The sequence below is a fragment of the Bradyrhizobium sp. ORS 285 genome, from assembly GCF_900176205.1.
GTDB lineage: Bacteria > Pseudomonadota > Alphaproteobacteria > Rhizobiales > Xanthobacteraceae > Bradyrhizobium.
The window spans coordinates 213,677-229,332 of record NZ_LT859959.1 but is presented as its reverse complement, the minus strand read 5'-3'; the positions used below and the strand labels follow the sequence as shown (position 1 = coordinate 229,332).

Here is a 15,656-nt window from a genome sequence, read left to right as displayed (position 1 = left end):
AATTGGTAACCATATCACCCCCACTATCGCGACCCGATAGACCGTCGCCAGCTCCCCCGCCCCTACCTCTAAATCCGGGAGAATCGCGAATATGCCCTCTTGCGCGGGGGCTCCGGATGGTCAAAGTGGCGCGTTCGTGCGGTGCACCCAAGGCGCCCGCGAGGAGTATCCGATGATTGGCCTGGTACTGGTGACCCATGGGCGCCTCGCCGACGAGTTCAGGGCGGCGCTCGAACACGTCATGGGTCCTCAAAAGCAAATTGAAGCGGTCACGATTGGCGCCGACGATGATTCCGATCTCTGTCGCAGCGACATCATCGAAGCCGTGAACCGCGTGGACACCGGCGACGGCGTCGCCATCCTCACCGACATGTTCGGCGGCACGCCGTCGAACCTTGCGATCTCCTGCATGAGCCGGCCCAAGGTCGAAGTGCTCGCCGGCATCAACCTGCCCATGCTGGTGAAGCTCGCCAAGGTGCGTGAGGAGCGCTCGCTGCCTGACGCCATCGCCATGGCGCAGGAGGCGGGCCGGAAGTACGTCACCATCGCCAGCCGGGTGCTTGCCGGCAAATGAGCGACGAGGACGCGCCGCAGGACAATATCGCCGGGCCGGCCGTGCCTGCCGACGCGATGTCGCGGGAGCTCCTGATCACCAACAAGCGCGGCCTGCATGCGCGGGCCTCCGCGAAATTCGTGCAGATGGTCGAGAAGTTCCAGGCCGAGGTCTGGGTGACGCGCGGCGGCGAGACCGTCGGCGGCCGCTCGATCATGGGCCTGATGATGCTGGCGGCGGCGCCGGGCACCAAGATCCTGGTGTCGGCGACGGGGCCCGAGGCCGAAGCCGCGCTGCAGGCGATCACTGATCTCGTGAACGACAAGTTCCACGAAGAAGGCGTGTGACGGTGTCTTATACCACGCCCCCTTTGCGGGGCCGCGCCGAGCTTCGCTCGCGCTGAGAGGTCGGATTGCATTGGACGATGCAATCCGGGTGAGGGGGTCTCTCTGCACGGTCGGTGGGCGTGGCTGCCCCTCACCCCAGCCCTCTCCCCGTGAAGGACGGGGCGAGGGAGCGCACCGTTCGCCGCGCAGCATCTCGACCCTTTATTCAAACGTATCCCGCGGCTACTTCCCCGGCCCTTGAATATACACCTTCCACACGATTGCAGGGCCCGCCAGGCCGTGGAAGAAGCGCTGGGTGGTCATCACCAGGGGCTCGGCGTGGGGCGCCTCCTTGGCCATCCAGGCCTCGCAGGACGCGATGCGGTTGTCGGTGGTGTCGCAGACGCCGATGAAGCCGTCGCGCTTGAGGTCCTCCAGCGTGCTCAGGCCGGAGCCCCAGGTCTCCTCCGCCGTATAGGGCACCGTGAACGGCCGCGGATGGTCGGGGCTGTAGAACGTCATCGGCGTGTCCATCTCGGAATAGCCGGCGGCATGTTTCCAGGGCGAGCCGAACCGGGCGTGCCAGGCCTGGGTCAGCTGCTGCGCCAGCTGCGACCTCGCGCCATAGCCGGTGACGCCGTTCGGGTTGGCGGCCATCTCGCGCCGGGCGATCCAGGGCGAGGCGGCCAGCGTCAGCAGCGACAGCACCAGCCAGAGCGCGGCGAGCCGCGGCAGCATGGTCCGCCGCGGCCGCAGCGCCGGGATCGACACCAGCGCCAGCGGCACCAGGAAGAACAGCGAGATGCCCCAATCGGTCTTCATGTAGATCGTGAAGGCGAGGCCGCCGAGCGGCGGCCCGACCGCGACGATCGCCTGCACCCACCAGACATTGAGCGCCTGGCTGCGGTTGACGCCGGGATTGGGACCACGCCGCCAATTGTGGAAGGCGAAGCGCGGCGGCCAGGCGAGTACCAGCGCGGCCAAGGCCACCGGCAAAGCGAGCAGCGCGAGATTATGCCCGACATAGCCGAGCACGAGCCCGGCGGCGCGACCGCGATCCGACAGCGAATAGACATCGCCGGCATAGGTGAGCGGGACGAAGTGGACCTGCCACAGCCACACCAGGTGCGGAACCATCGCCAGGAGCATGGTGGCGATCGCGACCCACGGCGCCGGCGAGGCCAGGAAGCGCATGCGCTCCGGATGCAGCAGCGCGGCGAGGCCGATGGCGCCGATCATGGTCAGCACCCAATATTTGGTCATCAGCGCCGCCGCGCCGGCGAGGCCGAGCCAGATGCCGGAGACGACGCTGCGCTTCTCGAAGGCGTTGAGATAGGCGAGCACGACCAGCGGCAGGGTCAAGAGCTGGACCAGATCGGCGTTGTACTTGAATCCTTTGAAATTGAAGATCGGATACAGCGCGACCATGACCACGACGAAGAAGGCCCGGCGGCGGTCGACCACTTTCAGGCTCGCGAACCAGACGATGACCAGTCCGCAGCCCACCATCGCCATCGCGAGCGCATAGGTCGCCCAGTCCTTGACCGGAAACACCGAGAACCAGAGACCGGCGATCCAGCCCGACAGGGGCGGATGCTTGCCATAGCCGAGCAGGAAGCGGCTGCCCCAGGCATAGGCCTCGGCAACGTCCATATGGACGTCCTGCGCCGCCTTCAGATTGGTCAGGATCGCCGTCCACAGCACCACATGGACGAGAACGAAGCCGATCACGACCCAGAAAGAGGTCGCGGGCGCGGTGGCGCGCGCCACCAGCCATGCGGCCAAACGCTGCGGCCCCAAGCGATTGCGCGGGCGGACCGCCTGATGCGGCAGAGAGGTACTCGACATCCGCCCTCGGTAGCCTGTTTTGGGCGCTCGGGGAATCAGCTTGGCGTGAAGAAAGGCCCTGGAAATTCAGCAATATGGTTGCTGGTTGGGGGCGTGAGATGCTATTTGCGCGGCCCATGACGACCGTCCCCATTCCCAACATCCGCAACTTCTCCATCGTCGCCCATATCGACCATGGAAAGTCCACGCTGGCCGACCGCCTGATCCAGATGACCGGCGGGTTGTCGGACCGCGAGATGGCGGGCAAGGAGCAGGTGCTCGATTCGATGGATATCGAGCGCGAGCGCGGCATCACCATCAAGGCGCAAACCGTGCGCCTGCAATACCGCGCCAAGGACGGCAAGGATTACATCTTCAACCTGATGGACACGCCCGGCCACGTCGACTTCGCTTACGAAGTCTCGCGGTCGCTGGCCGCCTGCGAGGGCTCGCTGCTGGTGGTCGACGCCAGCCAGGGTGTCGAGGCGCAGACGCTCGCCAACGTCTACCAGGCGCTCGACAACAACCACGAGATCGTCCCGGTCCTCAACAAGATCGACCTGCCGGCGGCCGAGCCGGAGAAGATCAAGCAGCAGATCGAGGACGTCATCGGCATCGACGCCTCCGACGCCGTGATGATCTCGGCCAAGACGGGCCTCGGCATTCCGGACGTGCTCGAAGCCATCGTCACCCGCCTGCCGCCGCCGAAGGGCGACCGCGACGCGACCCTGAAGGCGTTGCTGGTCGACAGCTGGTACGACGTCTATCTCGGCGTCGTCGTTCTCGTGCGCATCGTCGACGGCGTCATGAAGAAGGGTAGCCGCATCCGCATGATGGGCACGGGTGCGGCCTATGACGTCGAGCGCGTCGGCTTCTTCACGCCGAAGATGACCCAGGTCGACGAGCTCGGCCCCGGCGAGGTCGGCTTCATCACCGCTGCGATCAAGGAAGTGGCCGACACCCGCGTCGGCGACACCATCACCGACGACCGCAAGCCGGTGTCGGAGATGCTGCCGGGCTTCAAGCCGGCGATTCCGGTGGTGTTCTGCGGCCTGTTCCCGGTCGACGCCGACGATTTCGAGACGCTGCGCGCAGCGATGGGCAAGCTCCGGCTCAACGACGCCAGCTTCTCGTTCGAGATGGAAACGTCAGCCGCGCTCGGCTTCGGCTTCCGCTGCGGCTTCCTCGGCCTGTTGCACCTGGAGATCATCCAGGAGCGGCTCTCCCGCGAGTTCGATCTCAACCTGATCGCGACCGCGCCATCCGTCATCTACAAGATGAAGCTGACCGACGGCGAGGAGATCGAGATCCACAACCCGGTCGACATGCCGGACGTGGTCAAGATCGCCGAGATCCAGGAGCCGTGGATCGAGGCCACCATCCTGACGCCGGACGAATATCTCGGCAGCGTGCTCAAGCTCTGCCAGGACCGCCGCGGCAATCAGAAGGAGCTCACCTATGTGGGCGCCCGCGCGATGGTCAAATACGACCTGCCGCTCAACGAGGTCGTGTTCGACTTCTACGACCGGCTGAAATCGGTCTCCAAGGGCTATGCTTCGTTCGACTATCATCTGACCGACTACAAGCCGGCCGACCTCGTGAAGATGCAGATCCTCGTCAACAACGAGCCGGTCGACGCCCTGTCGATGCTGGTGCACCGGACCCGCGCCGAAGGCCGGGGACGCGCGATGGTCGAGAAGATGAAGGATTTGATCCCGCCGCACATGTTCCAGATCCCGATCCAGGCGGCGATCGGCGGCAAGGTGATCGCCCGCGAGACCGTGCGCGCGCTGCGCAAGGACGTCACCGCGAAGTGCTACGGCGGCGACATCACCCGTAAGCGCAAGCTTCTGGAGAAGCAGAAGGAAGGCAAGAAAAAGATGCGGCAGTTCGGCAAGGTCGACATCCCGCAGGAAGCCTTCATCGCCGCGCTCAAGGTGGACAGCTGAGGCGCGGCTGCGGCTCGCCTCGCGGTTTCATCAGCACGATAGGCTGAAGAAAGTCCGGATTTCGCTGCAAAACCAGCGCTTCCGTACAATTACGGTATCTCTTCCTTAATGGTATTCTGGGACCCTTGCTGCAAAGCAAGGAATGCCCCGAATGTCCCGCCTCCGGTCGATCTCCGCCCGTCTCATCGTCGCGCTCTCCCTCACTGTCGCCATCGCCTGCGCCGTGCTCGGCACCTTCTCCGTGATCCAGCAGCGCGCGCTGACCCGTCTGGCGCTGGAGCAGCAGCTCAAGCTGCAATTCGACAGCGTGGCCGCCGGCATCGACTATGAGGGCCGCGCGGCGCTCGCGGTGAGCTCGACGCTCGCGGCGCTGCCGCCGATCGCCGACGCCTATCTCAAAGGGGATCGCGATGCGCTTGGCGCCCTGCTCGGCGGCGCCATGACCTCGCTGAAGGCGCAGGGCATTCCGCTGGTGAACGTGTGGGCGCCGCCCGCCACCAATTTCTATCGCGTCCATGAGCCAAAGGTGTTCGGCGACGACACCTCCAAGCGCCGCCTGACGGTGGTGCAGGCCAACCAGACCGGCAAGCAGATCGCCGGCGTCGAGCAGAGCCGGCTGTCGCTCGGCATCTTCGGCATGACGCCGATCATGCGCGACGGCAAGGCGATCGCGACCGTCGATGTCGGTGCCGCCTTCGGCAAGGAGTTCGTCGACCGCGCCAAGCAGCGCTTCGGCATCGATCTCGCGGTGTACTGGATCAACGAGGGCCAGCCGAAGCGGCTGTCGTCGACGTTCGGCGACGACGTCGTCGCCACGACCGATGAGGTGCAGGCGGTGTTCAAGGGCGCGCCGATCCAGCGCGACGCCACCTTGGCCGGCCGGCCGGCCGCGGTCTATGTCGGCCAGATCAAGAACTACGCCGGTGACCCGATCGCCGTGCTCGAGGTGATCAAGGACACCACCGCCTATCAAGCCGCCGCCAGCAGCGCACAACAGCAGCTGATCCTCGGCACGCTCGTGATCCTGCTGCTCGCGGTCGCGGTCGCGCTGTTCGTCGCGCGCGGCATCTCGCGTCCGCTGGTCGCGATCACAGCCGTGATGCACCGGCTGTCGAGCGGTGACACCGATGTCGCGATCCCCGGCGGCGAGCGCAAGGACGAGCTCGGCACCATGGCCCAGGCCGTCGACGTCTTCCGCCGCAACATGATCGAGACCAGCAGCCTGCGCGAGGCGCAGGAGGCGAGCCAGCTTCAGGCCGAGCACGACAAGCAGGCGCTGCAGCGGCAGATGGCCGACCGCTTCGAGGCCGACGTCAAGGGCGTGGTGTCGTCGGTGGCCAAGGCGACCGCCGACATGGAGCGCGTCGTCGAGGAGATCACGATCAGCGTCAACGGCACCTCGCAGCGCACGGCTGCGGCTGCGGCGGCCTCCGAGGAGGCATCGAGTGGCGTGTCGACGGTCGCCGCCGCCTCCGAGGAGCTCGCCTCCTCCGTCACCGAGATCGGCCGCCAGGTCGCGCATTCGAGCAAGGTGGCCGATGGCGCCGTCATCAAGGCGCGGCAGACCACGGAAATGGTCAGCAGCCTCGCCGCGGCCGCCGAGAAGATCGGCGACGTGCTGCGCCTGATCGATGCGATCGCGAGCCAGACCAACCTGCTGGCGCTCAACGCCACGATCGAGGCGGCACGCGCCGGCGAGGCCGGCCGCGGCTTCGCCGTCGTTGCCGCCGAGGTCAAGGAGCTGGCCGGCCAGACCGCCAAGGCGACCGAGGAGATCGCCGGCCAGGTCACCTCGATCCAGGCCGCGACCTCGGACTGCGTCACCGCGATCGGCGGCATCAGCACGACGATCCAGGAAATCAGCGGCATCGCCGCGACCATCGCCGCGGCCGTCGAACAACAGGGCTCGGCGACGCGCGAGATCGCGCGCAGCGTCCAGCAGGCAGCGTCCGGCACCACCGAGGTGTCGAAGAACGTGGTTGGCGCCAGCGACGCCGCCGAACAGTCGCGCCAACTCGCCGATCACGTCATGGTCGCCACGCGCGACCTCGGCAAGCGCGCCAACGACCTGTTCAAGAGTGTGGACACGTTCCTCGCGGGGCTACGGCAGGCGGCATAGTGAGAGCCAACACTGCCCGCCACAAATTCGGTGTCGTCCCGGCCTCCGAGCCGGGACCCATAGCCACCGGCTGGCGTGAGGCAGGCAACTGCCAGCCCCGTCCCTCGATAGCTTCCGCGGTATGGGTCCCGGCGTTCGCCGGGACGACACCGAATGTTGGCGCGAGAGCCGGGCTCCCAAAAATCAATCGCCGGGCGTCAGCGCAAAGCCCTCGTCGAGCCAACCAGTGATGCCGCCGATCATCATCTTCACCGGCAGACCGAGCCGGGCGAGGCGGATGGCAGCGCGGTTGGCGCCGTTGCAATGCGGGCCGGCGCAGTAGACCACGAAGACCGTGCCCGCCGGATACGCAGCCATCCGCTCGGCCGTCATGGTCCGGTGCGGAATGTTGACGGCGCCGTCGATGTGTCCCTTGGCGAACGAGGCCGGGCCGCGGACGTCCACCAGGATGAAGTCCGGATCAGCGGTGCGCAGGCTTTCATGCACGTCCCAGCAATCGGTCTCATAGGCGAGCATCGCCTCGAAATGCGCCAGCGCCTGCGCTGACTGAGCGGCCGGCACTTCGGTGACATAGGTCGTCATGATCTCTCTCCTGCGACGTTGCGTGAGCAGATCCAATCTCGCGCACGACGACCGGCATCCCAAGTGACGGATCCGACAAAGTCCGGTAAGTTTCCGCCAATGTCACGCACCGCCGCCAAACGCCGTGATCCGGATCCCGGCCTCGTCGCCGTCATCACCTATGACGGGCTGTGCACGTTCGAGTTCGGCATCGCCGTCGAAGTGTTCGGACTGCCGCGGCCGGAGTTCGATTTCCCCTGGTATCAGTTCAAGGTCGTCTCGGCCGAGAGCCGTCGGGCGCGCGCGATCGGCGGCGTCGTCGTCGAAGCCGATGCCCCGCTCGCGCGTCTGAAGGACGCCCGCACCATCATCGTGCCGGGCTGGCGCGACCGCAACGAGCGCCCGCCGGAGCGGCTGCTGCGGGCGATCGCGCAGGCCTCCGCGCGCGGTGCGCGCTGCCTCTCGATCTGCTCGGGCGTGTTCGTCCTCGCAGCTGCCGGCCTGCTCGACGGCAAGCGCGCCACCACGCATTGGCGGCACATGCCCGATTTGAAGCGGCTCTATCCCAACATCCGGATCGAGGACGACACGCTCTATGTCGACGAGGGCAATGTCATCACCTCGGCCGGAAGCGCCGCGGGCATCGATGCCTGCCTGCATCTCGTCCGCCGCGACTTCGGCAGCAAGGTCGCCAACAGCGTGGCGCGCCGGCTGGTGATGCCGCCGCACCGCGACGGCGGCCAGGCGCAATATGTCGTCGCGCCGATCCAGGCGCGCCCGGGACGAACAATCGGCGACGTCATGGACTGGGCGCGCGCGCGGCTGTCGCAGCCGATCGCAATCAGCGCCATGGCCAAGCGCGCGCGGATGAGCGAGCGCACCTTCCTCAGGCGGTTCAACGAGGCCACGGGATCGGGCCCTGCGGCGTGGCTGCAGCAGGAGCGCATGGCACGGGCGCGCGAGCTCCTCGAAGACGCCACACTGCCGCTCGCCGACATCTCGGCGCAATGCGGCTACCAGTCACTCGAAACCTTCCGCGTCGCCTTCCGCCGCAGCATCGGCACGTCGCCTGCCGCCTATCGCGCGCGGTTCAGAGCACAAGGTTGAGGCGTATCGGTTGAAGTGACCGCCAGCCGCGATCGCCACCTCTCCCCAACGGGGAGAGGTCGGCGCGAAGCGCCGGGTGAGGGGGTCTATCCGCACGGCCAGTCGCACCTGATCCCCTCACCCGGATTGCATCTGACGATGCAATCCGACCTCTCCCTTCGGGAGAGGTGGGGGCGGCTGCGACGCCTGTTGATCGCCTCGGAGTTTGATGAGCTATCTCGTAGTTCAGGCCACCATCGCCTTGCCCGATGGCGCGCCGTCTGCGGCATCGCGCTGGGCCTGGAGCAGGCCGACGATCTCGGCGTTCGGCCGGGGACGGCTGAACAGATAGCCCTGCGCCTCGTGGCAACCTTCGGAGCGCAGGCAGCGCAGCTCGGCTTCGGTCTCGACGCCTTCGGCCGTGATGGTCACGCCGAGGCCCTTGCCGAGGCTGACGATCGAGCGGACGATCGCCTGGGCCTCGCGGTTGGCGGCGAGATCGCGGATGAAGGACTGATCGACCTTGATCTTGTCGAACGGAAAGCTGCGCAGATAGCTCAGGCTGGAATAGCCGGTGCCGAAATCATCCATCGAGATACGCACGCCGAGCGCGCGCAGCGCATGCAAGGTCGCGAGCACCTGGCCGCTCTTCTCCAGCACCAGGGTCTCGGTGATCTCGAGCTCGAGCCGGCTCGCCGGCAGGCCGGACTGCTTGAGCGCATCCATCACCAGCGACAGCACGTTGCCGACGCGGAATTGCAGCGGCGACATGTTGACGGCGACACGCACCTCATCCGGCCATTTCGCGGCGTCGCTGCAGGCCTGGCGGAGCATCGAGCGGCCGAGGCCCGAGATCAGGCCGGTCTCCTCGGCGATGGGGATGAACTCGGACGGCGGGATCATGCCGCGCTCCGGATGCGGCCAGCGCACCAGCGCCTCGAAGCCGGTGATGCGCCCGGTCACGAGATCGATCAGCGGCTGGTAGTGCGGCTGCAGCACGTCGCGCTGGATCGCGTCGCGTAATTCAGTCTCAATCTTGCGCCGGCTCTGCGCCCGCGCATCCATCCCCGATTCGAAATAGCTGAATGAGCCGCGCGTCTCGGTCTTGGCACGCGACAGCGCCATGTCGGCATTCTTGAGCAGCTTTTCGGCGTCGTCGCCATCGTTCGGCGCCATCGCAATGCCGATCGTCGCGCCGATCGTCACCGAGCTGCCGTCGATCAGATAGGGATCGGCGATCGCCTGCAGCAGCCGGCGACAGAGCTGGGCGGCGTCCTCGGGGCGCGCCAGGCCGCCCTGCACGATCGCGAACTCGTCGGAGTTCAGCCGCGCCACGATGTCCTCCTGGCGCAGGATCGAGCGCAGCCGCTTGCCGACGCCACGCAACAGCCGGTCGCCCACGGCGTGGCCGAGCGTGTCGTTGATCGACTTGAAATGATCGAGACCGAGCACCAGCACGGCGATCTTCTCCGAGCCGCGCCGCCTCTGGATCAGCTTGTCGTCGATCTGCTGGCGCAGCAAATTGCGGCTCGGCAGGCCTGTCAGCGCATCATGCTGCGCGAGGAAGGCGAGCCGCGCCTCGGCGCGCTTGCGTTCGGTGATGTCCATCAGCGCCAGCAGCACGGCCGGCTGCTCGTTGTGGACGAGATGGCGCAGATAGATCGCGAGGTCGATCAGCGTGCCGTCGGCGCGGACATGCTTCCAGGTACGCGCCGCCTTCTCCTCGCTCGACTGCTCCTCGCCGGCCCAGGGCGTCTCGCTCTCATAGGCCTGCAGGTTACGGATGCTGAGCCGTTCGAAGGCGGTGCGGCTATAGCCGTAATGCTGAACCGCGGCGGCGTTGACGCCGAGCACACGGCCGTTGTCCCGGGCACAGACGATCATCGGCACCGGGTTGCCGTCGAACAGCAGCCGAAACGATTCCTCGCGCTGCTTCAATTCGGTGATGTCGACGCGCAGGCCGACGATCCCGCCGTCTCCGGTGAGGCGCTCCTCGATCAGGATGGTGCGGCCATCCGAGAGCTTCTGCTCGTGGCGTCCGCTCGGGTGGAATAGTTTCTCCAGCCGCTCGGCGATCCATTCCTCCTCACGCCCGGCGGCTTCCGGATACTCGCCGCGCGCCACGCCGATGCGGATCGTGTCCTGCAGCCGCGCGCCGGAGGCGAACAGGTCGGAGCTGCGATGGTAGATCTCGGCGTATTTCTTGTTCCAGAGAATGTAGCGGCCGTCGGAATCGAGAAAGACGATGCCCTCCGGCAGCAGGTCGATTGCCTCGACCAGCCGGTCATGCGCCTTCTTCGCCTCCGCGATCGCAGCTTCCGCCTCGACCTGGGTGCTCGCCACCTCGGCGACGGTGTCGGTCGCGCCCTGGTTGTGCCGACCCAGCTTCGGGGCAGGTCTGACCGGGCGGATCGAATCACGGGCGCGGGGCACGCGATTGAGCTTCTTTGCTTTGTTTGGCCGAAGGGGCCGCATCGCCTGCCTCACTCTCCTTCTCGGAGGCAGTTTTCAGCCAAGTGTCTGAAAAAATGGTATCTCGATGCGGAGGCGCGACAGCTAAAGGTTACGTGAAATACGACATACACTCGCGTGTCGCGCGAATAGCCGGTTGTCGTCGGCATCCCGCGCAGGCGCGGCACAACTGCCGGTTAGTGACCTTGGTTGCCGCACGGCTGAAATGACACGTATTCCGTGTATTTGTCGCTCCAAATTGGTCCACCTACCGAACGAACTCAGGCAATTGAGCCGTGTTGGAATGGGTTCCCCAAATCCAGAGCAGGGTTACGCAAGCATTAACACTGGGGGTTTCCCACATCACAAATGCTGGATGGGATGTGACCAGCCCTGCTCTTTCCTGCCGGTGGGCAGCCGCTACACTCACGATATGCACGCCCGCCTGATTCTGCCCGCCGCTCTGGCCACGATCGCACTGGCCGTGGCCACGCCCGTTCTCGGCCAGGACAAGGGCAGCGTCGAGCCCAAGGCCTTGCCGCCGCTCGCCAACCCGGACGATCCGAGCACGCCGGCCAAGGAGCTGTTCGCCCGCAGGATCCTGCCCTCGGCGCAGCCGACCAAGGTGATCGGCACCTACAACCGCGGCTGCATCGCGGGCGCCGAGCGGATGCCGATCAATGGCGAGGACTGGCAGGTGATGCGGCTGTCGCGCAACCGCAATTTTGGCCACCCCAACATGATCGCGCTGCTGAAGCGCCTCGCGGATCATGCCCGCAAGGATGCCGGCTGGCCCGGAATCCTGGTCGGCGACATCGGCCAGCCGCGCGGCGGCCCGGCGCTCAGCGGCCATGCCAGTCACCAGATCGGGCTCGACGCCGACATCTGGCTGACGCCGATGCCCGAGCACCGGCTGTCGCGCAACGAGCGCGAGGAGATGTCGGCTGTCATGATGGTGCGCCCCGATCGCCTCGACGTCGATCCGCGCGTGTTCACCAAGGGGCATCTCGCCGTGATCCGCGCCGCCGCGAAGGAGCCTTCGGTGCAGCGCATCTTCGTCAACGCCGCGATCAAGAAGGCGCTTTGCCGCGAGACCAAGGGCGACCGCAGCTGGCTGACCAAGGTGCGGCCGTGGTGGGGCCACGACTATCACTTCCACATCCGCATGGTCTGCCCGCCCGGCAATCCCGACTGCCACGGCCAGACCGACCAGGAGGGCGGCGACGGTTGCGACGACCTCGACTACTGGTTCTCAGACGCGGTGCTGCATCCGCCGCCGCCGAAGGAGCCGCCCAAGCCGCCGCAGCCGATCACGATGGCGCAACTGCCGCCGAGCTGCCGCGCCGTGCTGCACGCGCCGGACGCCAAGAATTGACCTGGTGTTACTCGCCAAACTTTATGGTGTGCCGCTTGTCGTACTACTCTCGTATCCATGACGCCAACATCATGGACGCGAGGCGACACTCTCCTGCTCGTGATCCTGGCCCCGATTTTCGTCGCGGGCGGGGCGATCGTGGGGGCTGGGATCGGCATGGGATGGCTCGAGGGCGCGGGCTGGGGTGCCGCAGGCTTGGGAGCGATGATCATCCAAGCCCTGGCAGAGCTTGCGGTGAACAGACGCCGCCGACGAAAGAGGTTGTTTTGAACAGCGCCTTTGCACGGAGGGCACCCGAGCGCCGTTCGTTGAGGGCCCTTTGGGCCGACAGGATCGTCGCGGAGTGGCGCTGACAGGCCGGTCAACGGCTCGATTAGGAGTCGCGCTCAAATGACGATCGCATTAGGATCGTTGCCGGTCGCGCCGTAAGCGCGACCGTCGATGGGATGACGGTCCCGCCCCCTCCTACTCTTCCGGCACTGAGACTCCGCGCGTGGCTGCGCGGTCCAACTTTTGCGAGTCCGTCATGATCCTGATCCGTCCCGCCGCGACTGCCCTCCTCCTCACCCTCGCCGCCAACTCGACCGCGTACGCCGCCGAGCCCAGCGGCTGCGACAAATTCAAATGGGACATTGCGCGGGAGCGCGCGGCGCTCACCGCGAGCGACCGACAAAAGCTCGACTCGGGTAGCGATCTCGCAGCGCTGCCCGCCTCCGGCGTGCTGCTCACATTGCGCCCGCTTGCAGAGGCGAAGCTGCCGACCCCGCCGGAACGCGCGCCGAAAGACGGCAGCTTCGCCGGCGTCACGCGCCTGACGGCTGCGCCCAAGGCGGGCGTCTACACCGTCAGCCTTTCGGCAGCGGCCTGGATCGACCTCGTGCAGGACGGCAGGATCCTCAAGCCGATCGCCTTCAGCGGCGCCACCGATTGCGACGGCATCCGCAAGACCGTGAAATACGAGCTGGCCGCACAGCCCTTCACGCTGCAAATCAGCGGCGCACCGGAAGCAACGATCGCGGTCGCGATACTGCCGGCGGAGTGAACCCGATGCAGCACGACGTGGCGTCTCGGTTCAATATCTTCCGCCGCGGAAGACTGGATGCTCCGCTTTCGCGGAGCATGACAGCGGTGGAGACGGCAAGAGCGCACCTCGGAGAGGCTGCCGGTTCATATACGGGCGGTCTCGGCGCTCCCTCTCCCCGTTCTTCACGGGGAGAGGGTCGAGGTGAGGGGCAGCCGCACGGGCAGTGCTGATTGTGGCCGAACATTGCCTGGTCGCTCGGAGCCACCCCACCCGTCCGACAGACTGCGATCCGGGCTTGTTAATGTGCCATGCCCCTCACCCGGATTGCTGCGCAATCCGACCTCTCCCCGCAAAGAGCGGGGAGAGGTCGCACCGGCTTCGCGGAGAGCAAGCCGCCCTCACACCCCCGCCACCGACGACCAGACATCCGCGAGCTTGCGCCTGACTTGCTGCTTGCGCGTCAGCACCGGCTGCTCCTCTTCGTCCTCCGGCAGGCGCAGGCCGACGACGTTGACGCGGCCGCCGGAGATCGACCGCGCCACCAGCACGATGGTGTCGAGCGCGACGGTGGAGCCTTCCTTCGGTGCATTATCGAGGTGGATGTCGAAATAATCGGCGAGCGTCAGCTTGTCCTCGCCTTCGCCGAGCTTGACGCCATAGATGCCGGCGACCTCGTCGAGCGTGTGCTCGGCCGAGACCATGAAGTCGCCGAGCAGATGCGGATCGGGCGCGGCCGAGGGCGGCATGTCGACGAAGAAGCGGTCGAGCGACTCGGCCTTTTCCGGCGGCGCCAGCAGATACAGATAGTCGCCCGGCGCGATCGGCTCGGCCTCGATCGGCGACAGGATCTGCTCGTTGCGGATGACAAGCGTCGGCTTCGACCAGGATGGAATCAGCCCGCGGCGAAAATACAGGCTCTTGGGGCGGATCGCATAGCCGACCAGCTGCTGCTCGAGCTGGCCGGGCAGATCGAGCTCGATGCGGCGCGGGCCGCGATCGGTGCGCGGCAAAGCGACGTGAAGCTTGCGCGCGGCGACGCCGAGCGTCCAGCCCTGTGCCAAGAGCGAGATGATGACGACGACGAAGGCGACGTCGAAATACAGATAGGCGTTGGACAGGCCGACCAGCATCGGGATCGAGGCGAGGAAGATCGCGACGGCGCCGCGCAGTCCGGTCCAGGCGATGAACGCCTTTTCGCGCCAATTGAAGCGGAATGGACGCAGACAGAGGAACACGGCCACAGGGCGCGCCACCAGCATCAGCACCAGCGCGACCGCGATCGCAGGCAGGAGGCTGTCGAGCAGCCGCTGCGGCGACACCAGCAGGCCGAGCAGCACGAACATCACGATCTGGGCGAGCCAGGTCGCGGCATCGAGGAAGGTGACAACGGAGTTATGCGCGCGGGTCGGCCGGTTGCCGACGATGAGGCCGGCGAGATAGACCGCGAGGAACCCGGAGCCATGCGCGATCTGCGCCGCGCCGAAGATGACCAGTGCCGCCGTGGTCACGAACGGCGCATGCAGGCCCTGCGGCAGCGCGACCTTGTTGAGGCCGATCACCACCAGCCTGCCACCGACGATGCCGAACAGCGTGCCGAGCACGGCTTCGCGAACCAGTTCGAACACGAAATGCCCGACGCTGCCATGGCCGACCGAGATCAGCTCGACCAGCATCAGCGTGAGGAAGACGGCGAACGGATCGTTGCTGCCGGATTCAGCCTCAAGCGTCGCGCCGACGCGCGGCCGCAGGCGCAGACCCTGCGCATGCACCAGCAGGAACACCGCCGCCGCGTCGGTCGAGGCGATGACCGCGCCGACCAGCATCGCCTCGGTCCAGCCGAGGTCCAGGGTATATTTCGCGACCGGTGCGGTGATGAACGCGGTCAGGAGCACGCCTGCGGTCGCAAGCACCATCGAGGGCGCCAGCACGGTGCGGATGCTCTGGAAGCGCGTGCGCAGGCCGCCGTCGAACAGGATCAGCGCCAAGGCGACCGAGCCGACCAGATAGGTGGTGCGGACGTCCTGAAATTCGATATGACCAGGCCCGGAATCACCCGCCAGCATGCCGATCACCAGGAACACCAGCAGCAGCGGCGCACCGAAGCGCAGCGCCAGCAGGCTGGAAAGGATCCCGGCCATGACCAGGATCGCGCCAAGGAGGATGGCAATGCTGACGGCGTCGAGGGATGTCATGAAAAAACGTTGATGGATCCGACTTTTACATCCTTATCGTCGCCACACTTGCACGCCAACCGGATTTGCTCATATCGCGGCGATATGCCCATTTTTCCATCTTTGCCCGCGTGCGGGTATATTTCGCGGCAACCGCTTGTGACAAAAGCAAGCTAAATCCTGCCGACCGGGCTCGCCCGCGCCTCCGTTCCTC

Annotated in this window: 11 protein-coding genes; 7 read left to right on the top strand and 4 right to left on the bottom strand. The window is 66.3% G+C overall.

Features of this window, described 5'->3' with window-relative positions; translation table 11 throughout:
* The first annotated feature begins 172 nt into the window (after positions 1–172).
* Together BRAD285_RS01020 and BRAD285_RS01015 are read left to right on the top strand one after the other, a co-directional pair.
* A complete protein-coding gene (locus BRAD285_RS01020; RefSeq protein ID WP_006611446.1) occupies positions 173–574 on the top strand; it encodes a PTS sugar transporter subunit IIA in 402 nt (133 codons plus the stop codon).
* Entirely contained in the window at positions 571–900 is a 330-nt protein-coding gene (locus BRAD285_RS01015) for an HPr family phosphocarrier protein (RefSeq protein ID WP_006611445.1), read from the top strand. Before BRAD285_RS01020 ends, BRAD285_RS01015 begins: the two co-directional genes overlap by 4 nt.
* Before the next feature lie 222 nt (positions 901–1,122).
* Here the strand turns inward: BRAD285_RS01015 and BRAD285_RS01010 are convergent, their stop codons facing one another.
* Positions 1,123–2,727, bottom strand: coding sequence for a glycosyltransferase family 39 protein (locus BRAD285_RS01010; protein ID WP_006612974.1), 1,605 nt, complete (start codon positions 2,725–2,727; stop codon positions 1,123–1,125).
* A gap of 116 nt (positions 2,728–2,843) precedes the next feature.
* On the opposite strand from BRAD285_RS01010, the gene lepA reads away from it, so the two are divergent.
* Together lepA and BRAD285_RS01000 are read left to right on the top strand one after the other, a co-directional pair.
* Positions 2,844–4,655, top strand: a complete 1,812-nt coding sequence (gene lepA / locus BRAD285_RS01005) for a translation elongation factor 4 (protein ID WP_035647114.1) — start codon at positions 2,844–2,846, stop codon at positions 4,653–4,655.
* A gap of 151 nt (positions 4,656–4,806) precedes the next feature.
* On the top strand, positions 4,807–6,774 hold the full coding sequence (locus BRAD285_RS01000; RefSeq protein ID WP_035647117.1) for a methyl-accepting chemotaxis protein: 1,968 nt from the start codon (positions 4,807–4,809) through the stop codon (positions 6,772–6,774).
* A 183-nt stretch (positions 6,775–6,957) separates the two neighbouring features.
* On the opposite strand, the gene BRAD285_RS00995 is transcribed toward BRAD285_RS01000, so the two are convergent.
* Positions 6,958–7,356, bottom strand: a complete 399-nt coding sequence (locus BRAD285_RS00995; RefSeq protein WP_035647119.1) for a rhodanese-like domain-containing protein — start codon at positions 7,354–7,356, stop codon at positions 6,958–6,960.
* A 99-nt stretch (positions 7,357–7,455) separates the two neighbouring features.
* Here BRAD285_RS00995 and ftrA point away from each other — a divergent pair, with 99 nt between their 5' ends.
* Entirely contained in the window at positions 7,456–8,442 is a 987-nt protein-coding gene (gene ftrA, locus BRAD285_RS00990; protein WP_006612978.1) for a transcriptional regulator FtrA, read from the top strand.
* A 225-nt stretch (positions 8,443–8,667) separates the two neighbouring features.
* On the opposite strand, the gene BRAD285_RS00985 is transcribed toward ftrA, so the two are convergent.
* Positions 8,668–10,896, bottom strand: coding sequence for a bifunctional diguanylate cyclase/phosphodiesterase (locus BRAD285_RS00985; protein ID WP_006612979.1), 2,229 nt, complete (start codon positions 10,894–10,896; stop codon positions 8,668–8,670).
* A gap of 409 nt (positions 10,897–11,305) precedes the next feature.
* Between BRAD285_RS00985 and mepA the strand changes: the two genes are divergently transcribed.
* Together mepA and BRAD285_RS00970 are read left to right on the top strand one after the other, a co-directional pair.
* A complete protein-coding gene (mepA, locus tag BRAD285_RS00980) occupies positions 11,306–12,247 on the top strand; it encodes a penicillin-insensitive murein endopeptidase (protein WP_006612980.1) in 942 nt (313 codons plus the stop codon).
* A gap of 526 nt (positions 12,248–12,773) precedes the next feature.
* A complete protein-coding gene (locus tag BRAD285_RS00970) occupies positions 12,774–13,289 on the top strand; it encodes a hypothetical protein (RefSeq protein WP_035647121.1) in 516 nt (171 codons plus the stop codon).
* Between the two features lie 380 nt (positions 13,290–13,669).
* Here the strand turns inward: BRAD285_RS00970 and BRAD285_RS00965 are convergent, their stop codons facing one another.
* Positions 13,670–15,463 (bottom strand): potassium/proton antiporter, encoded by a 1,794-nt coding sequence (locus BRAD285_RS00965; RefSeq protein ID WP_006612984.1) that lies wholly within the window; start codon positions 15,461–15,463, stop codon positions 13,670–13,672.
* Positions 15,464–15,656 lie beyond the last annotated feature (193 nt).